The organism is Caballeronia sordidicola, from assembly GCF_001544455.2.
Classification (GTDB): Bacteria; Pseudomonadota; Gammaproteobacteria; order Burkholderiales; family Burkholderiaceae; genus Caballeronia; species Caballeronia sordidicola.
In genome coordinates, this window is the sequence record NZ_FCOC02000023.1 from 24,082 (window position 1) to 43,032 (window position 18,951).

Below are 18,951 nucleotides of genomic sequence, written 5' to 3' on the forward strand. Positions count from 1 at the left end.
ATGCTCAGCGCTATAGTGCATTTGAGCCGTACAGACGTACGATGTTCCGGTTTTGGTTTCTGGTACCGGCAACGAAGCACGGCACACACCCCAGTCGGATGCCATCGGCCATTTCATTGCTATGTGGATCGAGTATCAAAAGTTGATCAGGAGGATTGCAGGGTTGAAAGGGATAGACAGGGTTGGCGCGCCAAAGTCTAGGCTGCTCCGAACGCCCGACAATCGTGCGCCTCAAGTATTGGAGGCGTCCGAACGCCTGCGGAGATTTAGAAATCAACTTGTTCACGGGATCGAAGATCCTGACGCCGAGTTCATCCGGTCTCAGGCTATAGGTCTGCAGACTTTGCTCCCCTGGCTTCGAGATGACCTTTTTCCGAAGCCGTCTAGTCCGCGTCCGGCTGTACGAAAAGCTCCGCCCAAGAAGCGACTGCGGGTTGGCGCGCGACAGTTCCAACTCGTGTATCCGCCTGCACCACGTGTATCCGCCTGCACCACGTGCATCCGATCGGGTACCGTAAGTGTCGAGACGTCGCTATTGAGAGGTCTGGGAGCGGTCGCCAAAGAATCGGGGACTTCGGGCACGCTGACATTCTGTAACGATCATCCAAGAGGGATGCCATGAACAAACAAGAGTTGATTGATGCTGTTGCGGCGTCGACCGGAACGAGCAAGGCGGCAACAGGAGAATCAGTCGACGCGCTGATCGGGACAATCACCACTGCGCTCGTGAAGGGAGGCAGCGTCCAACTGATTGGCTTCGGCTCGTTCGGAGTAGGTGCCCGGGCCGCGCGCAACGGGCGCAATCCGGCTACCGGCGCGAATTGAAGATTCCGGCTTCGAAGACGGTGAAATTTACCGCCGGCAGGGCGTTCAAGGATGTGGTGAACAGCCACTAGCAATAAGCCAGTCGATGTATTCGCTAAGAGTATCCGCTTAACGGCGCACAAGGTCATCTACAGGTAGGGTGATGCAGATCGCACGGGCGTCGTGACTCGGCCACGAACGAACGCTCAGGTCCTGCCTGTTCTCCTCACCGAATCGGAACGCGGTCGGGACATTTTTGCGAGGAGGCCGTTGAACGGGAATTGTCGGGAGTACAGGAGTAAACAGATAAATTCAGTTTTTGGTTGTCGCTGTTTCGCGGGCCGTCGTGGATTGCGCGCGAGAGTACGGATAACATGCGCCTGCCGCATCAGAAGACTTTCACTGGATGGAGTGTAAAACAACAAACATGCCACCTTCAAAACGGTCACTGGACTCAACGGCGCGAACCCATCTACTGTGCTACTTGGTGGCGAGTGCGCTCGCAACCCATTCTTTGACGGAAACATGGCGCGTCGAACACATCGTTGAATCGGTACGCATCTGGTTGGCTAGAAACAGGATGTCGGCCAGTTGGCTGGACCGCCTGATGCTCGTACAGTTGGCGTTAAAGTTATCCCGCGAGCACCTGGCTGCTTCTGGCGGAGTACGTCAGTCCGATGCATTTGCGTTGTTCACGAACGAGTTAGGGCTAAATTATCAAAGCCCGCTCGTTGGACGCATCTGGCAACGGTGCAGCGATGCGCTGCATGCTAGCTCCTAAGGAGCCGGCGCAAGTTTGCGACTCGAACTCCGGTCAGTAACAACGTGACGGAATCTTCGAAGTACTTTTGCAGTCCCTTGCTCTGTTTTGAATAAACTGTTCCTTTCATTTTTTGCAAAGCTCAAAAACTGACGCCGACGCAAGACTGAACGGCGTTATCCGCCGCAGCGTTACCCGGAAATCGCGCGCCACGGCGGACAATTTTGTTCCACGACGCCGAATCAGGCCGAGCGTACGCGCGACCGTCGGGTCGATTAGTGGACGCACGGAAATCCGCGCCTCCGCGTTGCGTGGCACGGCGCATTGTGGAATGATTGAAATGCCCAGCCCGGCTTCTACCAGTCCCAACGACGTGGTCAGATGTTCGATTTCGATCAACCGGTCAGGACGCCAGTCGATGTCGCGCAACGCGGCGTCGAGCATGCGCCGGTTGCCGCTTGCGCTTCCCGACACGATCAGCGGCCACGGTCGCAATTCCCGCCATGCCACCGTCTCGCGCGCGGCGAGCGGATGATCTTTCGGGCAAGCCAGCACGTAAGGATCGACCACAAGATCATCGATCGTGAGTTCCGGTGTTTCATTCACCAAGAACGCAATGCCGAATTCCGCGTCGCCTGCAGCCACTCGCTCCATGACGGCGGCGAGGCTCGCTTCGATTAACCGCAGGCGCACCTCTGGGCGCCGCCGGTGATATTCGCCGACGATGCCCGGCAGCATATGTTTTGCGACCGTTGGAATGCACGCGATGGTCAGCGTTCCGGTTCGGTCGTGCATGGACTCGGTGAGGAGCCGGATGGAAGCGTCGAGGTCCTGTAGCACTTGTTGCGCGCGAGGCAGGAACACCTCGCCCGACGCGGTAAGCGCGACGCTGCGCGTTGTGCGCTCGAACAGTGCGACATCGAGCGCGTCTTCAAGTCGTTTGATGCGCCGCGTCAACGCCGAGGCCGACAACGCCAGTTCAGCCGACACGCGAACGAGAGCGTCGCATGCGCGGCTTTCGCGACCCGAAACGTACACAGAAATTTCTCTCTTGCTTTGGGCCGATCCGCCAACATTTCGCGTTCAAGCGGCATCTGCTGCGCGCTTCACTTTATCGAAAACAACTCGCAGTCCGGTTTGTTGCATGGCGCGAATTCACCGAACACTCCCAAACTCCGTCGACTGCTTTCTGATCGCCGTCACACCTGCCGTCGTGATGCCTCAACCCTCGGCAAGTTGACAATGCCGTCATCTGGAAGAATTGATGTCCGAGCGGGCAGTGTCGGTCGATCATTCGACGGTGCACCGATGGACTATCAAGTTGCTGCCTGCGCTCGGTAAGGCATTCGGACCGCGCGAGAAAAAGGTCGGTCGAAGTTGGCGAATGGATGAGACCTACATCAAGGTCAAGGGCAAATGGAAGTACCTGTATCGGGCCGTTGAAAAGGCCGGCGACACGGTTGACTTTCTGTTCCGCGCCAAGCGGGACAAGGCCGCTGCCCGGCGCTATTTTGAAAAGGCGATTTCTGGAAACGGCGTACCGCAGACGGTGACGTTTGACACGAGCGGGGCGAATGTTGCAGGGCTAAATGCGATCAATGCTGATCGCGAAGTGCAGATCAAAATTCGACAATCGAAGTATGTGAACAACGTGGTGGAGCAGGACCATCGAGCGATCAAACGCATCGTACGACCAATGCTAGGATTCAAGAGTTTTCGTTGTGCTCGCATCATTTTAGGCGGCATCGAGCTCATGCACATGATAGCGAAAGGGCAGATGAAAAGTGACGATGGGCGGTATCGTTCAGTTGCCGAGCAATTCTACGATCTCGCGAAATAAGCATTCCTATTCGTTCTGTCTCACCCCCACCTAATTTCCTTACTGCAACAGAATCCTCCAAGGTGCGAGGTGACAGTCCGCGCATGGCGGGGAGGGCTGCTGGTTAAATGCAATGTCCGTGCGCGATGGGGCGGCAAAAGGGGGAAATGCGTGAATGCTCCTCACGGACCTGGTGTCGTGTAGAGGCTATCAATGAGTCTCATCGTCGTTGCTCTCTAGCCAAGCCGGAATATCGCGCTTGCCGTTGAGCACGCGCCAGACTTGCACATGAGCCTCGCGCTCAATATAGAAAATTAGGTGCGGATAGCGATCCAGTTGCCACGACCGCAGGTCCGGGATACCCAGCTCGTACGCGTAACGGGGAGACCCGATGTTCGGGTGTTTGGAGAGACGCTGGTAAGCCTGCTCGATCTCCGCGATGAATCCGAGCGCAGCCTGCTCCGAGCCTTCGTCTACGAGGTAGTACGTCACCTCGTCCTCCACATCCTGCCTGGCTAGCCTTGTCGGTATGACGGGCTTAGCCCTCATTTTCGAGAAGTACGCACGCGAGCGCGCAGTGACTCGAAGTAGTCGGCGTCAACAGGGGCGGCGAGGCCGGACGTTGCGCCCTGCAGGATTATTGCGCGCAGACGCTTGCGATCTTGGTCTTTTCGGATTAGTTCGCGGATGTATTCGCTACTCGTGCCGTAACCGCCCTCGCCAACCTGTTCGTCGACGTAGACCTTCAGCGAATCCGGTAGGGAAATGTTCATAGTCGTCATGAAACAACTCTAGCACGCTTTGGCAAATTTTGACAAAATGATACTGTGTATGACGCGGCCGATACAAAGTAACTGCTACGGCTTCGGTGCGCATAGACTATGTATGAACGGTAGTTGGCGTCGGGCAAACAAAGAACCGGATATCCGACCGTGCGCGGTGTTCGACCGTAGGCTCGGTCAATTCACGACGTATTAATTTTACATAAGGTTATTAAACAACAAAATGACAAATTCTATATCCGCTTCTAAAGCTAGCATACATATGCGAGAAAAGAGTGGTTTGGGCTATTACAAAGATATATAGGCGCTAATCGCGCACTATGTGAAATACGAAGGGGATGATAGTTGGAGCTATCTACCCCTTCATTTCGGCACATCCGGAAGAGGGCGGAAAACACGCGTTTTCGCGCCCTTTTCCAATCGTCCGCCGCTGCTTCACGACGGGCTGCATCGTCCGTTCAGCTGCCGGACACGGCACGCGGCCGTTACACGGCGTTCGCAGGTGTCCTCGCGCGAGCAGCTGTAATCGCGCTGGACCAAGGTGGCCGAATTTCCAATACCGAGTTGCTGAACGTCTGACAGAACGCCGTGACCCGGACGGCGACGACCGGCAATTGAAAATGGACTGGATGAACATGGTGGGCTCCTCCGCGCAATGACAAGCCCAGCGTCGCGTCACGACCAACCGCGCGAAAGGACTTTTCGTCGAGTCAACTGAAGAAGTGCGCAGCTGCGCCCGATCCTCTTTACAAACAGTCAATTCGCCCTGACCATATGACCTACAAATCGACGTGTCGAAATGTAAGGACGTGAGCGATGGAGGAACTGACGAAAGCGGTTAAATCCTCGGAGGCCCGCACCGGGCTCGGCAAGCTGGTGCGACAAGTTTTAGAGACGCACGAGGATCTTCTGATCGAACAGAACGGTGAGGTCGTCGCGAAACTTACAGTGACGCAACCCGTTAGTTACGTCGCCCTTGTCCGCCTGAAGGTGCCTGAGGCGCGCGAGGGGTGGTCGAAGCTGCTTGAGTCCGTCATCCGCGGCGCGAGGCGGTTCTTCGTGCTCAAGCTCTATCCGGAGACGAAGGTGTACCTCGTTCGGCACGACGCATACAAGAACCAATTCTCTGAACGGTACGTCGCCGAAGCCCGCAAGGTGCCGCAGAAACAAGAAAAGAAGGCGCGTGAAACGTATCGCACCACGGTGCGAGTGAGGACGCGGCGCACTGCGGACCCGGAGTCGTAACCGGTTCGAAGCTTTTTCTGCCCGAACACGGCGCCACCAAAAGGTGGCGTTTTTGTTTTGAGCGGTCTAACACTCCGGATGGGCATCGGAGCAATAAAAATGTTCTGAGAGGTGCACGTGGCTTTACGACTGCGCATCTTGCTGGACACCTAATTCCCGATATCACTTCAGGATTCGTTTGTCGTGCTACAGCTGAACCTGGCGCACGTGCATCAACTATGCAACGGGCGGCACGAACTTCTCTACCATCCGGCTTCCCGCCGGGACATCCAGCGCGACAACGACGCTGCGAGGCGCGCTTGCACCTTGAGGCGGCAGGACCTGTATAGGGAGTTGCCGGAGGGGCCCGCGTGTCCCTGGAATGTGCCGGGGACGTCGGAAAACGACAAGTGTGACGACACTATCCTTTTCGCGTTGGAGCGCGACGCGGCGCATGTGCTGGTAATAGAAGATCGTGGGCTGCACAGAAAAGCACTGGCACAGAACCTCGCCAGTCGCGTCTATTTCATCCAGAATGGATCTACCGGCACGGACCGGCAAATGACTTGTCTGCCATCTGTATCTATGCCGTGCAGACAGACGAAGCATCAACGACGCCGGCGACGAGCCTGCCGGGCAGGCCCTGAAACTTTGCACCTTCAAGGTCGGCGAACTCGTCCGCAGGCGCAAGATCAGAGAACTGTTCCTTAAAATGGCGTTCCGTTACGCGGCAGCGAATGCCTGCGAGTACGTGTTCATTGACGTTCGGGAGGAGGACGATCCGGACGAGGGTCATCCGGAACTCGTTGCGCTGCTCGTTGATTTTGGCTTCGAGCGCAGTGGCACGCATAATCGGAGAATTCCATGAAAGCGCTTAGATGGCATGGCAAGCACGATATTCGGTACGACACTGTTCCTGATCCTGAAATCGAAGAGCCGCGCGATGCGATCATCAAGATGACGTCGTGTGCGATCTGTGGGTCTGATCTGCACCTTTTTGATGGTTTCATGCCGGGCATGAAGTCAGGTGACATCATGGGTCACGAATTCATGGGCGAAGTGGTGGAGGTGGGCCGCGGTAACGCAGCGTTGAAGGTGGGCGACCGGGTTGTCGTGCCTTTCACCATTATTTGCGGCGATTGTGATCAATGCAAACGCGGTAATTTCTCAGTATGCGAGCGATCAAATCGGAACAAGGATGCCGCCGATAAAGTGTTCGGTCATACGTCCGCTGGGCTCTTCGGCTACTCGCATCTCACAGGCGGATATCCGGGTGGTCAGGCGGAATACGTGCGTATTCCTTTCGCCGATAAAACACACGTCAAAATTCCGGAGGGCCTATCCGACGAAGAGGTGCTTTTCCTCGGCGACATCTTCCCGACCGGCTGGCAAGCGGCGGTGCAGTGCGATATCAGTCCGGATGACACGGTCGCAATCTGGGGTGCTGGACCGGTGGGTCAGATGGCGATCCGAAGCGCGGTGCTGCTCGGCGCGAAACAAGTGATCTCGATCGATTGCGTGCCCGAGCGTCTGGCCATGGCTCGTGCTGGCGGCGCCGTGACCATCGACTTCAAGGAAGCGAGCGTCATCGAGCGGCTTAAGGATCTGACAAACGGCAAAGGACCAGAGAAATGCATCGATGCCGTGGGCATGGAGTCGCACGCAACGCGTTCAGTTGACGCGATGTATGACCGTGTAAAGCAGGCCATCATGCTCGAAACGGACCGCCCGCACGTGCTTCGCGAGATGATCTACGTGTGCCGTCCCGCCGGAATCCTGTCGGTTCCGGGCGTGTACGGCGGGCTGATCGACAAAATCCCATTTGGCGCGTCCATGAACAAGGGTCTCACCTGGCGCATGGGACAAACGCACGTCAATCGTTGGACGGACGATTTGCTGCGGCGGATTCAGGAAGGAGAGATCGATCCGTCATTCGTCATCACGCACACGGTGCCCCTTGAAGAGGGCCCTAGGATGTACAAGACGTTTCGCGACAAAGAAGACGGCTGCATAAAGGTTGTGCTTAAGCCGTAGTCCAATCACCATCACCGAGCCTACATCATGGTCGACCGTATTGATCCCAAGCAGCAACGTGTGGGGCAGAGCACTCGCAACATTTCATCCACCGTTTCCGCGCAGAGCGTGGCGCGCGGACTCGGCTGGTTCAGCATTGCGCTTGGCATGGCTGAGTTACTGGCGCCGCGCACAGTTTCGCGTACCGCAGGGCTTGACGCCAACGCATCAGTTGTCCGGCTTTATGGATTTAGAGAACTTGCGTGCGGCATAGGGATCCTCACGTCGGCTAAGGTCGCACCGTTCTTGTGGGCTCGCATCGGCGGGGATGTGCTTGACATCGGTACTATCATTGCGCGGTCCGACTCGTCATCTGCGGCAGATCGTAACCGCACTCTAGGAGCGCTCGTGAGCGTAGCGGGCGTGACAGCTCTTGATTTATACGCTGCCCGTGGCCTTGAACACAAGGCGCCACGCGGCCCTGCATCAGCTTTGTACGACTACAGCGGCCGCAGTGGTTTCCCGCGCGGTTTGGACCGTGCGCGCGGCAATGCAGCAGACTTCGAGGTTCCACGGGACATGCGCACACCTGACGCACTGCGCGCGTGGACCGACACAAAAACTAGCTAGGAGTATTCGCCAACGCTTACGCTTTATATGTGTGAGACAAAGCGTTAACGCAGCGGCTCAAGCCTCTGGATGCACAATGTCGGCATCGACAGTCTGGAGGCCCAGCTTTTCGGCCGCGCGAATTGCCTCGTCTTTATGCGCAAAAGGGCCGATTGCTGGAGCGCCTTCAAAAGGAAACAACAGGCGATTGTCGGCTTTTCTAACGACTTTGAGTGATCCCCAAAATGCACCATTCATTAACCGATATGTAGCATAGACCGCAAAATCATCGTGGCTTGAACTCACATCGATAGAAACCGACGCGTCGTTTCGAGAAAACATCAGTTTTGGCTTTTTTCCAGCGAGTCGCATGGTAGACCTCGAGCGAAATGGCTGAAAGAGAAAGGATTTGAACCGGAAGAAGCAACTCAAAGGCGACTTAGATGGCGCAGATAAGATGCGGACGTGGCATCTTTTCCACGCCCTGCATCACTCATTCGAGGGATTGTCAGGATCATCGACCCCTTTCTTGACGTTGTCCTTGAAATCCGCCAGGTCTTTTTTGTTCGATCCGTTAGTGATTTCGACTTGCCCTTTGAGTTCAAGATCTTTGTTTCCGGTGAACTTGCCGATTGTGAAGTCTGCTATACCTTTTAACTGCTCCTTCACGCCCTCTACCTTATCTTTGTCCATTTGAGTTTCCTTTGGATCTTTGGATCAACGGGAAGCCGCGCATCAGGCTCCTGATACGCGGCTAACTTTACTTAACCGCTTGACCCGAGCCGAGGTCTGCGCCTGTTACGGGATCGGTTTCTAGATCTGAGGCGGTACGCGAAGCCATCGCCTGTAATACGGCAACATCGGCTTCATTCACACCAACCGTTGCCAAGCCGTCGCCACCGTCGACTGCCGGCTGCGGGTCCTCAACGAATTTCCAGTCGCCCCCTTCGTTCCACGGCCCACGTGCGTCTTCGCCCTTGGACATGTTGAAATAGACACTGGTGAACTCCGGCATACCGGGCAACTTGCCTTGGGGGAAATTCGGTTGAATGGAATGTAACGCCTTTTCGAACGACTTTTGGTGCGCAATTTCGCGTGTCATGAGAAAACCGAGCGCGTCCTTGATACCTGAATCGTCCGTCACATTGATCAGCCGTTCGTAGACGATTTTCGCGCGTGCTTCTGCGGCAATGTTCGAGCGCAGGTCAGCGGTGGGTTCGCCGATCGTATCGATATATGCCGCAGTCCACGGCACGCCGGCGGAGTTCGTGAGCGCAGGACCGCCACCGTAGAGCAGTGCAGTCGTATGCGAGTCATTACCACCACCGGTAAGCGAACGGTACAACTCGGCTTCCGATTCCACTGCTTCGGCAAGCTGCCCCTTCGCTCCCTTGTTCAGCATTGCAACAATGGAACCAATGATTTCAAGGTGGCTCAGTTCTTCCGTTGCAATATCAAACAGCAGATCTTTACGGCCCGGATCATCTTCGCTCACCGCTTGGGTGAAGTAGCGGCACGCCGCAGCGAGCTCACCCTGTGGACCGCCAAACTGTTCTAAAAGAAGATTCGCGAGGCCCGGATTGGGGGTTCCAACGCGGACGGTGTATTGCAGACGTTTGTTATGTACAAACATAAGTTTTCTCCATGAGGGACGGGCTTGGTTAAGTCAGAAAGCGACAGACCAAGTAACTCGGGCAAACCGATGCGATAACGCGATGGCGGAGAGCGGACGGTCCGCTGCCCGGGTCTCAGGGAGGTCATCCCTGGCGTCGTGGCGAAATCGCCGTTTATGAGAACTGCCAATGCTTTCCCGCATACCGTGTGCCAGCAGACGGAAAATGCTGATTAATCTTTTGCCCCTCGCAACCTGCTCTTCGGCGTTTCAGAGGAGGAACAAGTGCCACGCGTAGCAGCCATCGATACTTGGTCGACAGGGTCGCCCGTTCGGCGTGAAGTCAAGTCACTCAACAAAAAAAAGCACTCCAAAGCGCGCCTGGACCCAATACCACTTACTCACAACAGATCGGCCTTAAGTGAAGTTCCACTCAAACTACGCGTAGTGTTATTCCGGATGTGTCGCCAACTCGTCAAGGTGGTCGAGCAAATCCGCTGGATCCTCGTACACACGAAGGGCGCCGGCACGTTGTAACTCCTCTTCTCCCGTCCCACCCGATTTCAGTCCGAGACCCAGCGCGTGGCAACGCCGTGCACCGAGCAAGTCCCATGTACTGTCACCGACTACATACACCCGCTCGATAGGCACGCCTAACCGCTCAGCGGCAGCCAGAAACACATCCGGTTCAGGCTTGCCTTGCCGCACGACGTCGCCCGTAAGGACCGTCGCCTTCGTTGCATCCACAACCAGCTTTTTCAGGTTCGCCGCGGTATCTTCGGGACTTCCACTTGTTGCGATTGCCCAGGGAATGCCTGCATGCGAGAGCGCCTTCAACAACGCGCTTGCGCCCGGCAGGGGCTGGATATGCGGTGCTTGTCGACTGAACACCTCAACCTGACGTTTTTTCACCCGAGCAATACTGTCGGGCGCGACGTTGCCTGGCAATTCCTTGAAGATTTGTTTGGCGAACAACTCACTACTCATGCCGATCTTTCGGTGGATTCTGGAAATTGGAAGGCTGAGCCCTTCGCTGGTCAACGCTTCGTTCCAGGCGATAACATGTTGGTACACACTATCAATCAGCGTTCCGTCGAGATCAAATACGAAAGCGGTTTTCATCTCATGCCTCGTGGGGTGCGGGACAACGTACGGGAGATTTTCAGCACGGCGAGCGCCGCGAGACCCGCTATAGAAAAGGTTAGGATCGGAAATGCACCGGCACTATTCATCGCAATCTCGGCAGGGCGATGTGCAACCAGTTGGAGCCGACGCAAGTTCATTTGTGTGCCTAAGTTGCGAAGGTCAGCCGCAAGCACATCCTCGGCCATGGGAAGCAGTATGGTTTCTTCACCGGCGACGTGGTGGATGATTTTGCGCATCAGCTCCATGACTGTATCGTCATAAGTGGGGGTGTCGGCAGCCATTGTGCGGAGCTTCACAATGCTCTCGCGCATCTCATTGTGCTCCGTGACACTCTTGTCCAGAGCGATTGCGGTGGGTCTCGCGGCACGAAGCGCCGGATAGAGTTCTTTTTCAAGCTGCGCATGGATTTCAAGTGCGAAACAAAGTGCATTCCCAGCGCCGTCTTGCGCCATTTGGGAGCGTCAGTGCTGTAACGGTGAAACGCGGCCAACACATGGGTGTGATCGAGCTTGATCATCGTTGTGATGCGCGGGGAGGGTGTGAGTGGCAGGTTCATATATTGGGTCGTGGATCAAAGTGGGGCGGAACGCGTCAGTAGTAGTCGCTATGCAAAAGGCCGATGCGCGAGCGCTTTCAAGACCCAACCAGCCACTTCCTCGTCCGTTGGGTGAAATCAAGGATTGCGCCAGCAGCTTAAATGTCCCGATGCTTTGCGCTGCGATTTGGGCTAACGCCATGGTTCGTTTAGCCGCGCTCGCCCAAGCGGCAGCAACCCGGGCGGGTTCGGATCACGCTTCTGAGCCCGTTTTTCCCTTCGGATGTTCCGAACCTGGGTGCGATTCAACATCCGGATCAAGATGGTCGTGCTCCGGGACACAGGGCCCCTGTTCCGGATGGTCTTTGCCTTTCGGGACAAGGGAGGCGTCCATACTTCCATGCTCCTTTTGTTCGATCGTGCCATCCGCATATTCAGTAACGTCGCCGTCGCCGAGGGCTTTGCGACGCTCATCGGCATGTTCCACTGGGTCAAACGAATCAGGATCTGCCATTTTTTAACTCCATTTACTGTCGTTGAAACGATTTAAACGACGATTCGATCCCGGACACGATGATGCCCGGGCACTGCCCATCTTGTTTGGCTGCTTGATACAACAGAGTGCCTACGTCTTTGTGCAGCGTACGCGCAGACTCGTCCAGTGAGTCCCAAGCAACCCTGCTGCGGACATTTCCTGACCGGTCACGACTGCGCCAAGCTTGTGGGTTTTGAAGAAGTCAAGATCCTTGCCAACCTATAGATCCCGGCTAACGCAGCCAGGACATAAACCGCTCTTGTTGGAATTGAGTTGGCGCCCAGGAGCCCAGCAACGAGATCGAACCGGAAAATTCCTACGAGACCCCAATTAAGTGCGCCAACGGTGACCAGCGCACCTGCAATCCAATCGGCGACAGTGCGCGGGGCGCGACGATTCCCTTTGACGTAACAATAGTCATTGAAACTCCGAAATGGTTGATAGGTTCAGCCTGTAACTTTGAGTGCGCAATGGCCGTGCCGCGGACATCTGCAGAAGTACGAACACCCGCCTTGTTATGTGTGGAAATTCACCGCAGAGCTCGCTTCTTGACAGTGTTCAACTCTTTCCGACGGGAGAGGTATAAGTCGCATGGCTGAGCCTTCGCAGCAGCATTTAGCTGAGGATCTGGAACGAGAATGGGTCTGTCTTTTCAATGAACCTCATCGGGCTGGGAAACGTCCCAGCGCCGCATTAAATGACGCGATCGATATCTTCCTTATCGAAGTCGAGACACTCCTCTATCTCGTCGCCTATGAAAAGCACAGCCTTGCCGGCGCCCGGCGCCCGGCAGTCGCCGGCGTTGAAGAAGTATCGATCAGCGCTCGTTGCTGTCCATCCCCTGATTAAAGCCCGGATTCGCGAGAGGTTGCTCTGCTGTAAAAGGCTGTTGTCGGCCCAGCGTGACGAGGGCTCTGACGCTACCGGTGCGAATTTCGGTGATGGTGATCAGTCGTTTCGGCGAACGTGATCGGTCTGGAAGGTGGTGTTGCGCGGTCAATGGATTATAGCGGCGGCGATCACGATCAGGCGTCAGCGGTTTCGGTTTTCGTTTTCTTTCTCATTGAGTCGCCCTTGACCGGAAGCTTGTGGGCCTGATGCACGAGCCGGTCGAGAATCGCATCGGCGAGCGTGGGGTCCTGCAGCCACGCGTGCCAGTGTTCGAGCGGCAACTGTAATGCGATGAACAACTTTATGCGGAGTTCGTCCGTACGAACCCCGCTGCCGTCAGCGTCCAGTGGCTTTCCGTCTATGCATAATAGTGATGTCTTCGTTAGCCGCGTCGGCGAAACAGGAGGACATCATGTTTGCAAAGTACTTCGAATCTCAACAGAGAGTGGATGAGCTTTCCGGGAGTGGTGGAAGCTACCTGCTTGATGGGTTTGCGGCGAAGCTATGGGAAATCGGATTCGCGGAAATCACCGCGCGCCGACATATTCGTGCAGCTGAGCATCTGCTTCATTGGACTGACAAGAAACGAATTCCATATACAGACCTATCTCAAGATGCTATAGCACGGTTCAAAAAACACCTCAAAAAATGTACCTGTTCAAGGTACGGTCATGCAAACCCCGAGGGTTTGATGCATGGCGTACGCCTCTTCACGGACTACCTTCGGGAAGCTGGAATCATGGCAACATCCGATGTCGGCGACACGACACTGGGTCCGGAGCTGCTGGTTGAATTCTGTCGATGGATGCGTGAGCGGCGAGGAACGAAAGATTCGACCCTGGCCACTTACGGCATCTCCATCGGGAAGCTGCTCAGAAACGAGGGAACTGACCCAACGAACTTTACGGCACCTCGGTTACGAAAATTTGTTCTCGATGAAAGCTCAAGGCAAGGACTAGCAGCAACGAAAAACTGTACGACGGCATTACGCATGTTTCTTCGCTTTCTGATAGCCGAAGGAAAATGCAGGCCTGACCTCGACGCCGCTGTGCCTAAGGTGGCCAATTGGGGGTTGTCGTCGCTTCCTCGCTACATTCTCGCAAACGACGTTGAGAAGGTTATCGCTTCTTGCGATCGCGCTATACCGGTCGGCATACGGGATTATGCAATAGTGCTGATGCTGGCCCGTTTGGGTTTGCGGGCCGGAGATATCGTCCGTTTGCGGCTAACTGATATTGACTGGAAAGGCGCGTCAATATCCATTACCGGAAAAAGCGGACGCCCGACGAAGTTCCCTTTAACCAGAGAAGTCGGTCGGGCGATCGTAGACTATTTCCAACGTGCACGACCACCTGGTAGTACCGACGCGGTATTCGTCGGCTGCCGGGCTCCATTCCACCAGTTCGCGAACCACTGTGCCGTTTCCGCCATAGTTGAACGGGCAATGCGCCGGTCAGGTGTCGCGTGTCCCAGTGGCGGTGCAGCTCACGTTCTTCGCCATTCGGTGGCTACCGCGATGCTGCGTGATGGCACTTCGCTGCAAGACATTGCGCTCGTTCTCAGACACCGTTCGACGGCCACGACGCAGATATACGCGAAGGTCGATCTACCTGAGTTGCAAAGGATCGCACAGCCGTGGCCTGAGGTGCAATCATGCTAGCCGACCTCATAGATTCGTATATCGAGATGCGTCGCGCGTGCGGGTTTGCCTTCAAGTCAGAAGGCAGCTGTCTGCGGAGCTTCGCGGCGTTCTCGGACTCCATGGCCAAGAACCATGTCTGCAACGAGACCGCTCTGGCGTGGGCGGCGCAAGCGAAATCGGTTCAGCAGCGTGCGCGCAGGCTTGGCAACGTCAGGCGCTTCGCGCGCTACGCTCGGGCTGAAGATGCACGTCACGAGATTCCCGCGGCCGTGTTCGGGAGCGAAAAGGGGCCGAGACCGGTGCCCTATATCCTGTCTGAAGGGGATGTTCAAAGACTTGTCCATGCTGCATTCCTGCAAGGCACGCATCCCTTGCGCCAGAGAACGTACGGTACCCTGTTCGCACTGTTGGCATGCACGGGACTTCGCGTTTCGGAAGCCCTCCGGCTTCTCTACGAGGACCTCACGCCGGATGGATTACTGATTAGGAATACAAAATTCAGAAAAAGTCGCCTTATTCCGATCCACAAAACGTGCCGGTCAGCGCTGGACCGCTACATCGAGCAACGGCGTTCCTATGCTCCGTTCGATAGGCACATCTTTGTTTCCTTGTGGAGAAAACCATTAGGCGTAAAGGCAGTCGAAACAGCGTTTGACTCCGCCGCGAAGGCGGCTGGCTTGCCGTGTGCTCCTGCGCGACCACGGCCAACGCCCCAGTCATTGAGACACACATTTGCAGTGAGGTCACTCGAGAACTGCCCGGATAGCCGGGACCGCATCACGAAACACATGGTGGCATTGTCCACATACCTCGGTCACGGTAACGTCAATCATACGTATTGGTATCTAGAGGCAACACCTGAACTGTTGAAGGGTATCGCCGACTGCTGTGAATCGTTCTTTGTGGGAGCAATATCATGACCCCGATTGCACCGCATATCACGGCATTCCTCCAGCAACGTCTGCCATTGGAGCGCGGAGCCAGTGACAACACGTGCGAGTCGTATGCATATGCCTTTAAATTGCTGCTGGAGTTTGCCAGTCGACGTCTGAAGACTCAACCGTCCCAGTTGTTTCTCGAGCAGATGGATGCACCAATGATCCTCTCCTTTCTCGATCATCTCGAGACTACGCGTCGTAACGGCGCAAGTTCGCGGAACACGCGGCTCGCTGCAATCAAATCGTTTATGCGCTTCGTTGAGTATCGGGTACCTTCCGCCCTGGAGCAGGTTCGTCGGGTCTTGGCGCTACCGATGAAGCGGACGGAAAGCCGTTTGGTGAGTCATCTGACTCAGCAGGAAATGCAAGCGATATTGGATGCCCCAGTGCCGTCTGACTGGTTTGGAATTCGAGACCGTGCCATGCTCCACCTTTGTTTCGCCGGTGCATTGCGCGCATCAGAACTCGTCGGATTGTGCATTGGTGATCTGAATATGCAACCGTATGCGAGCATAGTCGTTCACGGCAAGGGTCGCAGACAACGATGCTTGCCTTTGTGGAAAGAGACGGCTTCGGCATTGAAAGCGTGGTTAGCCATAAGAGGCGCCGTTGCCACCCCGGAAGTGTTCGTCAATGCCCGCGGAGAGGCCATGACGCGGTCCGGGTTCCAATATATATTGCGAAAGCACACCAAGGCCGCTTCGACAGATTGTCCATCCATCTTGAGCAAACGTGTATCTCCGCATGTGCTGAGACATACTTGTGCGCTCACGGTCTTGCAAGCAACCAAAGACTTGCGCAAGGTCTCTCTATGGCTTGGCCATGCGAGCATGCAGACCACCGAAATGTACACTCGCATCGACCCTTCCGTGAAACTGGAAGCGCTCGAATCCGTCGTGGCGCCGAAGCTGCGTTCTGGGCGCTTCAAAGCCACAGATAAGCTGATTGCGTCGCTGAACACTGCACGTATTATGCATAGACGGAAAGCCACTGGACGCTGACGGCAGCGGGGTTCGTACGGACGAACTCCGCATAAAGTTGTTCATCGCATTACAGTTGTTACGGGCTCGAGCCCGTAAAATCTGGCTGGTGATCACAGTCGAGCGTGTACCGACACGATCATCAAGTACCTCGAGCAGATCGTTGCGCGCGGCCTGATCGAGATCCTGCAAGCCCCAGTCGTCGAGGATCAGCACATCGATCTTCGCGAGTTGCGCGAGCCGGCGTGTGAAGCTGCCGTCGCCGTGCGCGATTTTCAGTTCTTCGAACAGCCGGGCGACGCGCACATAGAACACCGAGAAGCCCTGACGGCACGCCTGCTGGCCGAACGCGCATGCGAGCCACGTCTTGCCCGCGCCCGTGGGGCCGGTCAGGATCAGGTTCTGCGCATTGCGCACCCAGTCGCAGCCGGCGAGCGTGGCGACCATGCGCTGGTCCAGCCCACGGCTTTGCCGGTATTCAATGTCCTCGACGCAGGCCTGTGGATTCTTGAGCTTCGCGGCGCGCAGCAACCGTTCGAGTCGTCGCGTATCACGCCATGCCAGTTCGCGATCGACGAGCATGCCCACGCGCTCCTCGAATGACAGGCCGGTGCTGGCCGTGAGCGTCGACTGCTCCTCGAACGCGCGGGCCATGCCGTCCAGTTTGAGCGCCTTCAGCTGGGTAAGAGTGTGCTGCATCAACATCGTGACCTCCTTCTGGTCAGTGGTAGTAGTCGGGACCGCGTACGTTCTCGTGCTCGGGCGAGCGCCATTCCGTGGACACGGTCGGGAGCGAGGGCTGCAGGTCGAGCCCCGCCTCCAGGATCGACAGCACGGAGCGGCGCGTGGGCGAGCCGATCTTTAATGCGCGCTGGCACGCGGCTTCGAGGCGGTGTTTGCCGTACTTGCGCGCCAGTGAGAGCAGACCGAGACAGGCGCGATAGCCCATCTCGGGGTGGGGTTTGTTGGTCAGCAGATGCCGCACGACAGCTTCGGCGCCGGGGCCGACGGATGCGCCCCAGTTGAGCAGTCGGCCCGGAGTCCACTCCATGTGCGCACGATGCGCGGCCGGCATGTGTTCGGCGATGGTTGTGTGTTTGCCTTTGAGGCGCGAGCGTGCGTGCGCGGCGACACGCTTGCCGCCGTGCAGGATCTCGACGCCGTGGCGTGTGATACGCGCCCAGACCTCCTGCCGTGCGAGGCTGTGCGGGACGCTGTAATAGTGGCCGCCGACATCGACGTGGTAATCGATGTTCACACGGCACTTCTGGAAGGTGGCGATCTCGTAGCGCCGCACGGGCAACGCGCGCAGTACGGGCTGGTCCAGCCGTTCAAACCATTCGCGACGGTTGCCTTCGAGCCGCTTGAACGGGCGCTGGTTCAGGTCGGCGACCAGTCCTGCAATCGCCTTGTTGAGTTCGGCCAGACTGTAGAAGCGATAATGGCGCAGCCGGGCCAGCACCCAGCGCTCGACGATCTGCACGCCGACTTCGACCTTGGCCTTGTCCTGCGGTTTGCGCGGACGCGCTGGCAGCATTGCCGTGCCATAGTGGTTCACGAAGTCCTGCGTGGTCGTGCCGAGTCCCGGTTCGTAACGGTCGGGCCGCGCGATCAGCGCCTTCGGGTTGTCGGGTACGAGCAGTTCGGGCACACCGCCGATGAACTCCAGCGCGTCGCACAGACTGCCGATCCAGTCCGCCATCGTCTCGGTGCGCGTCGCGCACGCGAACGTGTAGTTCGATGCACCGAGGACGGCCACAAACACATGCGCCTCGAACTCGACGCCGCCATCGCGTGCGAGGATCGGCACGGTGGGGCCCGCGAAGTCGGCGAACAGCTTCTCGCCGGCGCGGTGCTGCTGGCGCATTGAGCGCTTGATCGACTTCGCCCAGTCCTTGTACTTCTGGCAGAACTGCGTGTAGCGGTAAGTCCGCTGGCCGGGGTTCGCTTCAGCGTATTCTTCCCACAGCAGTTGCAGCGTCACGCCCTTGCGCCGCAGCTCGCGATGCAATGCCGCGTAGTCGGGCTCAATGCGCCGGGATGTCGTTGCCGTGGCATCGGTTGGCGCAGGCTTCAGGCGTGCTTCCAGTTCATCATCGGACAGCGCTTCGGCTGCGGCCCAGTCGAGTCCCGCCTGGCGGGCCTGGGCAGCGAACTTCGACACGGCTCCGACGCTGATGCCAATGGCCCGGCTGATCTGACGATGCGTCAGACCACACGCCCACTTCAGTCGCAGGACTTCCTTCAATTTGCGCATGCTCATCCGAGGTGTCGGCATCAGCGCTTCTCCCGCAAAAAAGGGAGCAGGCTAACGCCGCCGGTGAATACATGCGCAACGCCACCGCCAGACTCAAACCCGGATTACGTTCCGGTTACGTGATCACCCGTTTCGGTCCCGTGATCGCTCATTCCGGCATCGTGATCACGCGTTTCGGAAACCTGTGATCAGCGATCACGATCAACCGAAACGGATGATCACGATCATTCGGAATCCGTGATCACGATCCGCCGAAATGCGTGATCACGTTCGCCGAAATACGCACTACCGGCGCTTAGTCGGTCAGCCCGGCCGGTCCGGAAGCGGATTTATCGGTGCGTGCCATGCGGACCTGATGCCGTCGGTGCTCTCGCACGACTTCGAGTGCGCCTTTGACAGGACGT

The 18,951-nt window shown here is 56.9% G+C and carries 19 protein-coding genes and 5 pseudogenes; 10 read left to right on the forward strand and 14 right to left on the reverse strand.

What is annotated here, in order from left to right; all coding sequences use genetic code 11:
* Nucleotides 1-618: 618 nt before the first annotated feature.
* Nucleotides 619-896 (forward strand): annotated as a pseudogene (locus AWB64_RS25845) (HU family DNA-binding protein).
* A 794-nt stretch (nucleotides 897-1,690) separates the two neighbouring features.
* Here the strand turns inward: AWB64_RS25845 and AWB64_RS25850 are convergent.
* Nucleotides 1,691-2,536: a LysR substrate-binding domain-containing protein gene (locus AWB64_RS25850; RefSeq protein WP_445343914.1), complete on the reverse strand. Its 846-nt coding sequence runs from the start codon at nucleotides 2,534-2,536 to the stop codon at nucleotides 1,691-1,693.
* Here AWB64_RS25850 and AWB64_RS31125 point away from each other — a divergent pair.
* Nucleotides 2,514-2,757, forward strand: a pseudogene (locus tag AWB64_RS31125) (IS6 family transposase); the annotation flags it as partial. The gene AWB64_RS25850 and the pseudogene AWB64_RS31125 overlap by 23 nt on opposite strands.
* 53 nt (nucleotides 2,758-2,810) lie before the next feature.
* Nucleotides 2,811-3,404: pseudogene (locus AWB64_RS25855) on the forward strand (IS6 family transposase); the annotation flags it as partial.
* A gap of 189 nt (nucleotides 3,405-3,593) precedes the next feature.
* Here AWB64_RS25855 and AWB64_RS25860 read toward each other — a convergent pair.
* Entirely contained in the window at nucleotides 3,594-3,932 is a 339-nt protein-coding gene (locus tag AWB64_RS25860; RefSeq protein ID WP_060858268.1) for a type II toxin-antitoxin system RelE/ParE family toxin, read from the reverse strand.
* On the reverse strand, nucleotides 3,929-4,165 hold the full coding sequence (locus tag AWB64_RS25865; protein ID WP_060858269.1) for a type II toxin-antitoxin system ParD family antitoxin: 237 nt from the start codon (nucleotides 4,163-4,165) through the stop codon (nucleotides 3,929-3,931). The genes AWB64_RS25860 and AWB64_RS25865 overlap by 4 nt, the downstream gene beginning before the upstream one ends.
* A gap of 816 nt (nucleotides 4,166-4,981) precedes the next feature.
* Here AWB64_RS25865 and AWB64_RS25870 point away from each other — a divergent pair.
* Entirely contained in the window at nucleotides 4,982-5,410 is a 429-nt protein-coding gene (locus AWB64_RS25870; protein WP_060858270.1) for a type II toxin-antitoxin system Phd/YefM family antitoxin, read from the forward strand.
* 562 nt (nucleotides 5,411-5,972) lie between these two features.
* Here the strand turns inward: AWB64_RS25870 and AWB64_RS25875 are convergent.
* A complete protein-coding gene (locus AWB64_RS25875; RefSeq protein ID WP_060858271.1) occupies nucleotides 5,973-6,239 on the reverse strand; it encodes a hypothetical protein in 267 nt (88 codons plus the stop codon).
* Nucleotides 6,240-6,253: 14 nt separating this feature from the next.
* Between AWB64_RS25875 and AWB64_RS25880 the strand changes: the two genes are divergently transcribed.
* Together AWB64_RS25880 and AWB64_RS25885 are read left to right on the forward strand one after the other, a co-directional pair.
* Nucleotides 6,254-7,423, forward strand: coding sequence for a zinc-dependent alcohol dehydrogenase (locus tag AWB64_RS25880; RefSeq protein ID WP_060858272.1), 1,170 nt, complete (start codon nucleotides 6,254-6,256; stop codon nucleotides 7,421-7,423).
* A 27-nt stretch (nucleotides 7,424-7,450) separates the two neighbouring features.
* Nucleotides 7,451-8,032, forward strand: a complete 582-nt coding sequence (locus AWB64_RS25885) for a hypothetical protein (RefSeq protein WP_060858273.1) — start codon at nucleotides 7,451-7,453, stop codon at nucleotides 8,030-8,032.
* A gap of 57 nt (nucleotides 8,033-8,089) precedes the next feature.
* On the opposite strand, the gene AWB64_RS31130 is transcribed toward AWB64_RS25885, so the two are convergent.
* From AWB64_RS31130 to AWB64_RS31140, 7 genes are all read right to left on the reverse strand, one after another.
* Entirely contained in the window at nucleotides 8,090-8,383 is a 294-nt protein-coding gene (locus AWB64_RS31130; RefSeq protein ID WP_244164206.1) for a DUF6723 family protein, read from the reverse strand.
* A gap of 117 nt (nucleotides 8,384-8,500) precedes the next feature.
* Nucleotides 8,501-8,704 carry a CsbD family protein gene (locus AWB64_RS25890; protein ID WP_060858274.1) on the reverse strand — a complete coding sequence of 68 codons (204 nt, stop codon included), beginning with the start codon at nucleotides 8,702-8,704 and terminating at the stop codon, nucleotides 8,501-8,503.
* A 67-nt stretch (nucleotides 8,705-8,771) separates the two neighbouring features.
* Complete coding sequence (locus AWB64_RS25895) at nucleotides 8,772-9,644, reverse strand: manganese catalase family protein (RefSeq protein ID WP_060858275.1); 873 nt, start codon at nucleotides 9,642-9,644, stop codon at nucleotides 8,772-8,774.
* Nucleotides 9,645-10,073: 429 nt separating this feature from the next.
* The gene (locus AWB64_RS25900) at nucleotides 10,074-10,745 is read right to left on the reverse strand and encodes an HAD family hydrolase (protein ID WP_060858276.1); all 672 of its coding nucleotides are present in this window, start codon (nucleotides 10,743-10,745) and stop codon (nucleotides 10,074-10,076) included.
* A complete protein-coding gene (locus AWB64_RS25905) occupies nucleotides 10,742-11,221 on the reverse strand; it encodes a hemerythrin domain-containing protein (protein ID WP_244164207.1) in 480 nt (159 codons plus the stop codon). Before AWB64_RS25905 ends, AWB64_RS25900 begins: the two co-directional genes overlap by 4 nt.
* Before the next feature lie 336 nt (nucleotides 11,222-11,557).
* Entirely contained in the window at nucleotides 11,558-11,818 is a 261-nt protein-coding gene (locus AWB64_RS31135) for a hypothetical protein (RefSeq protein WP_075643353.1), read from the reverse strand.
* A gap of 188 nt (nucleotides 11,819-12,006) precedes the next feature.
* Nucleotides 12,007-12,204 carry a DUF378 domain-containing protein gene (locus AWB64_RS31140; RefSeq protein ID WP_075643359.1) on the reverse strand — a complete coding sequence of 66 codons (198 nt, stop codon included), beginning with the start codon at nucleotides 12,202-12,204 and terminating at the stop codon, nucleotides 12,007-12,009.
* Between the two features lie 226 nt (nucleotides 12,205-12,430).
* Between AWB64_RS31140 and AWB64_RS31710 the strand changes: the two genes are divergently transcribed.
* On the forward strand, nucleotides 12,431-12,688 hold the full coding sequence (locus AWB64_RS31710) for a hypothetical protein (RefSeq protein WP_157766702.1): 258 nt from the start codon (nucleotides 12,431-12,433) through the stop codon (nucleotides 12,686-12,688).
* A gap of 176 nt (nucleotides 12,689-12,864) precedes the next feature.
* Here the strand turns inward: AWB64_RS31710 and AWB64_RS31145 are convergent.
* A pseudogene (locus tag AWB64_RS31145) lies at nucleotides 12,865-13,023 on the reverse strand (ATP-binding protein); the annotation flags it as partial.
* Nucleotides 13,024-13,142: 119 nt separating this feature from the next.
* Here AWB64_RS31145 and AWB64_RS25915 point away from each other — a divergent pair.
* From AWB64_RS25915 to AWB64_RS31150, 3 genes are read left to right on the forward strand one after another with little or no spacing between them, the layout of a single operon-like run.
* On the forward strand, nucleotides 13,143-14,390 hold the full coding sequence (locus tag AWB64_RS25915) for a site-specific integrase (protein WP_157766703.1): 1,248 nt from the start codon (nucleotides 13,143-13,145) through the stop codon (nucleotides 14,388-14,390).
* A complete protein-coding gene (locus AWB64_RS25920) occupies nucleotides 14,384-15,292 on the forward strand; it encodes a tyrosine-type recombinase/integrase (RefSeq protein WP_060858279.1) in 909 nt (302 codons plus the stop codon). Before AWB64_RS25915 ends, AWB64_RS25920 begins: the two co-directional genes overlap by 7 nt.
* Entirely contained in the window at nucleotides 15,289-16,311 is a 1,023-nt protein-coding gene (locus AWB64_RS31150; protein ID WP_075643355.1) for a tyrosine-type recombinase/integrase, read from the forward strand. The genes AWB64_RS25920 and AWB64_RS31150 overlap by 4 nt, the downstream gene beginning before the upstream one ends.
* Nucleotides 16,312-16,389: 78 nt before the next feature.
* Here AWB64_RS31150 and istB read toward each other — a convergent pair.
* Together istB and istA are read right to left on the reverse strand one after the other, a co-directional pair.
* Nucleotides 16,390-16,995: pseudogene (gene istB / locus AWB64_RS25925) on the reverse strand (IS21-like element IS408 family helper ATPase IstB); the annotation flags it as partial.
* Nucleotides 16,996-17,011: 16 nt separating this feature from the next.
* Entirely contained in the window at nucleotides 17,012-18,568 is a 1,557-nt protein-coding gene (gene istA / locus AWB64_RS25930; protein ID WP_060858280.1) for an IS21 family transposase, read from the reverse strand.
* Between the last annotated feature and the right edge of the window lie 383 nt (nucleotides 18,569-18,951).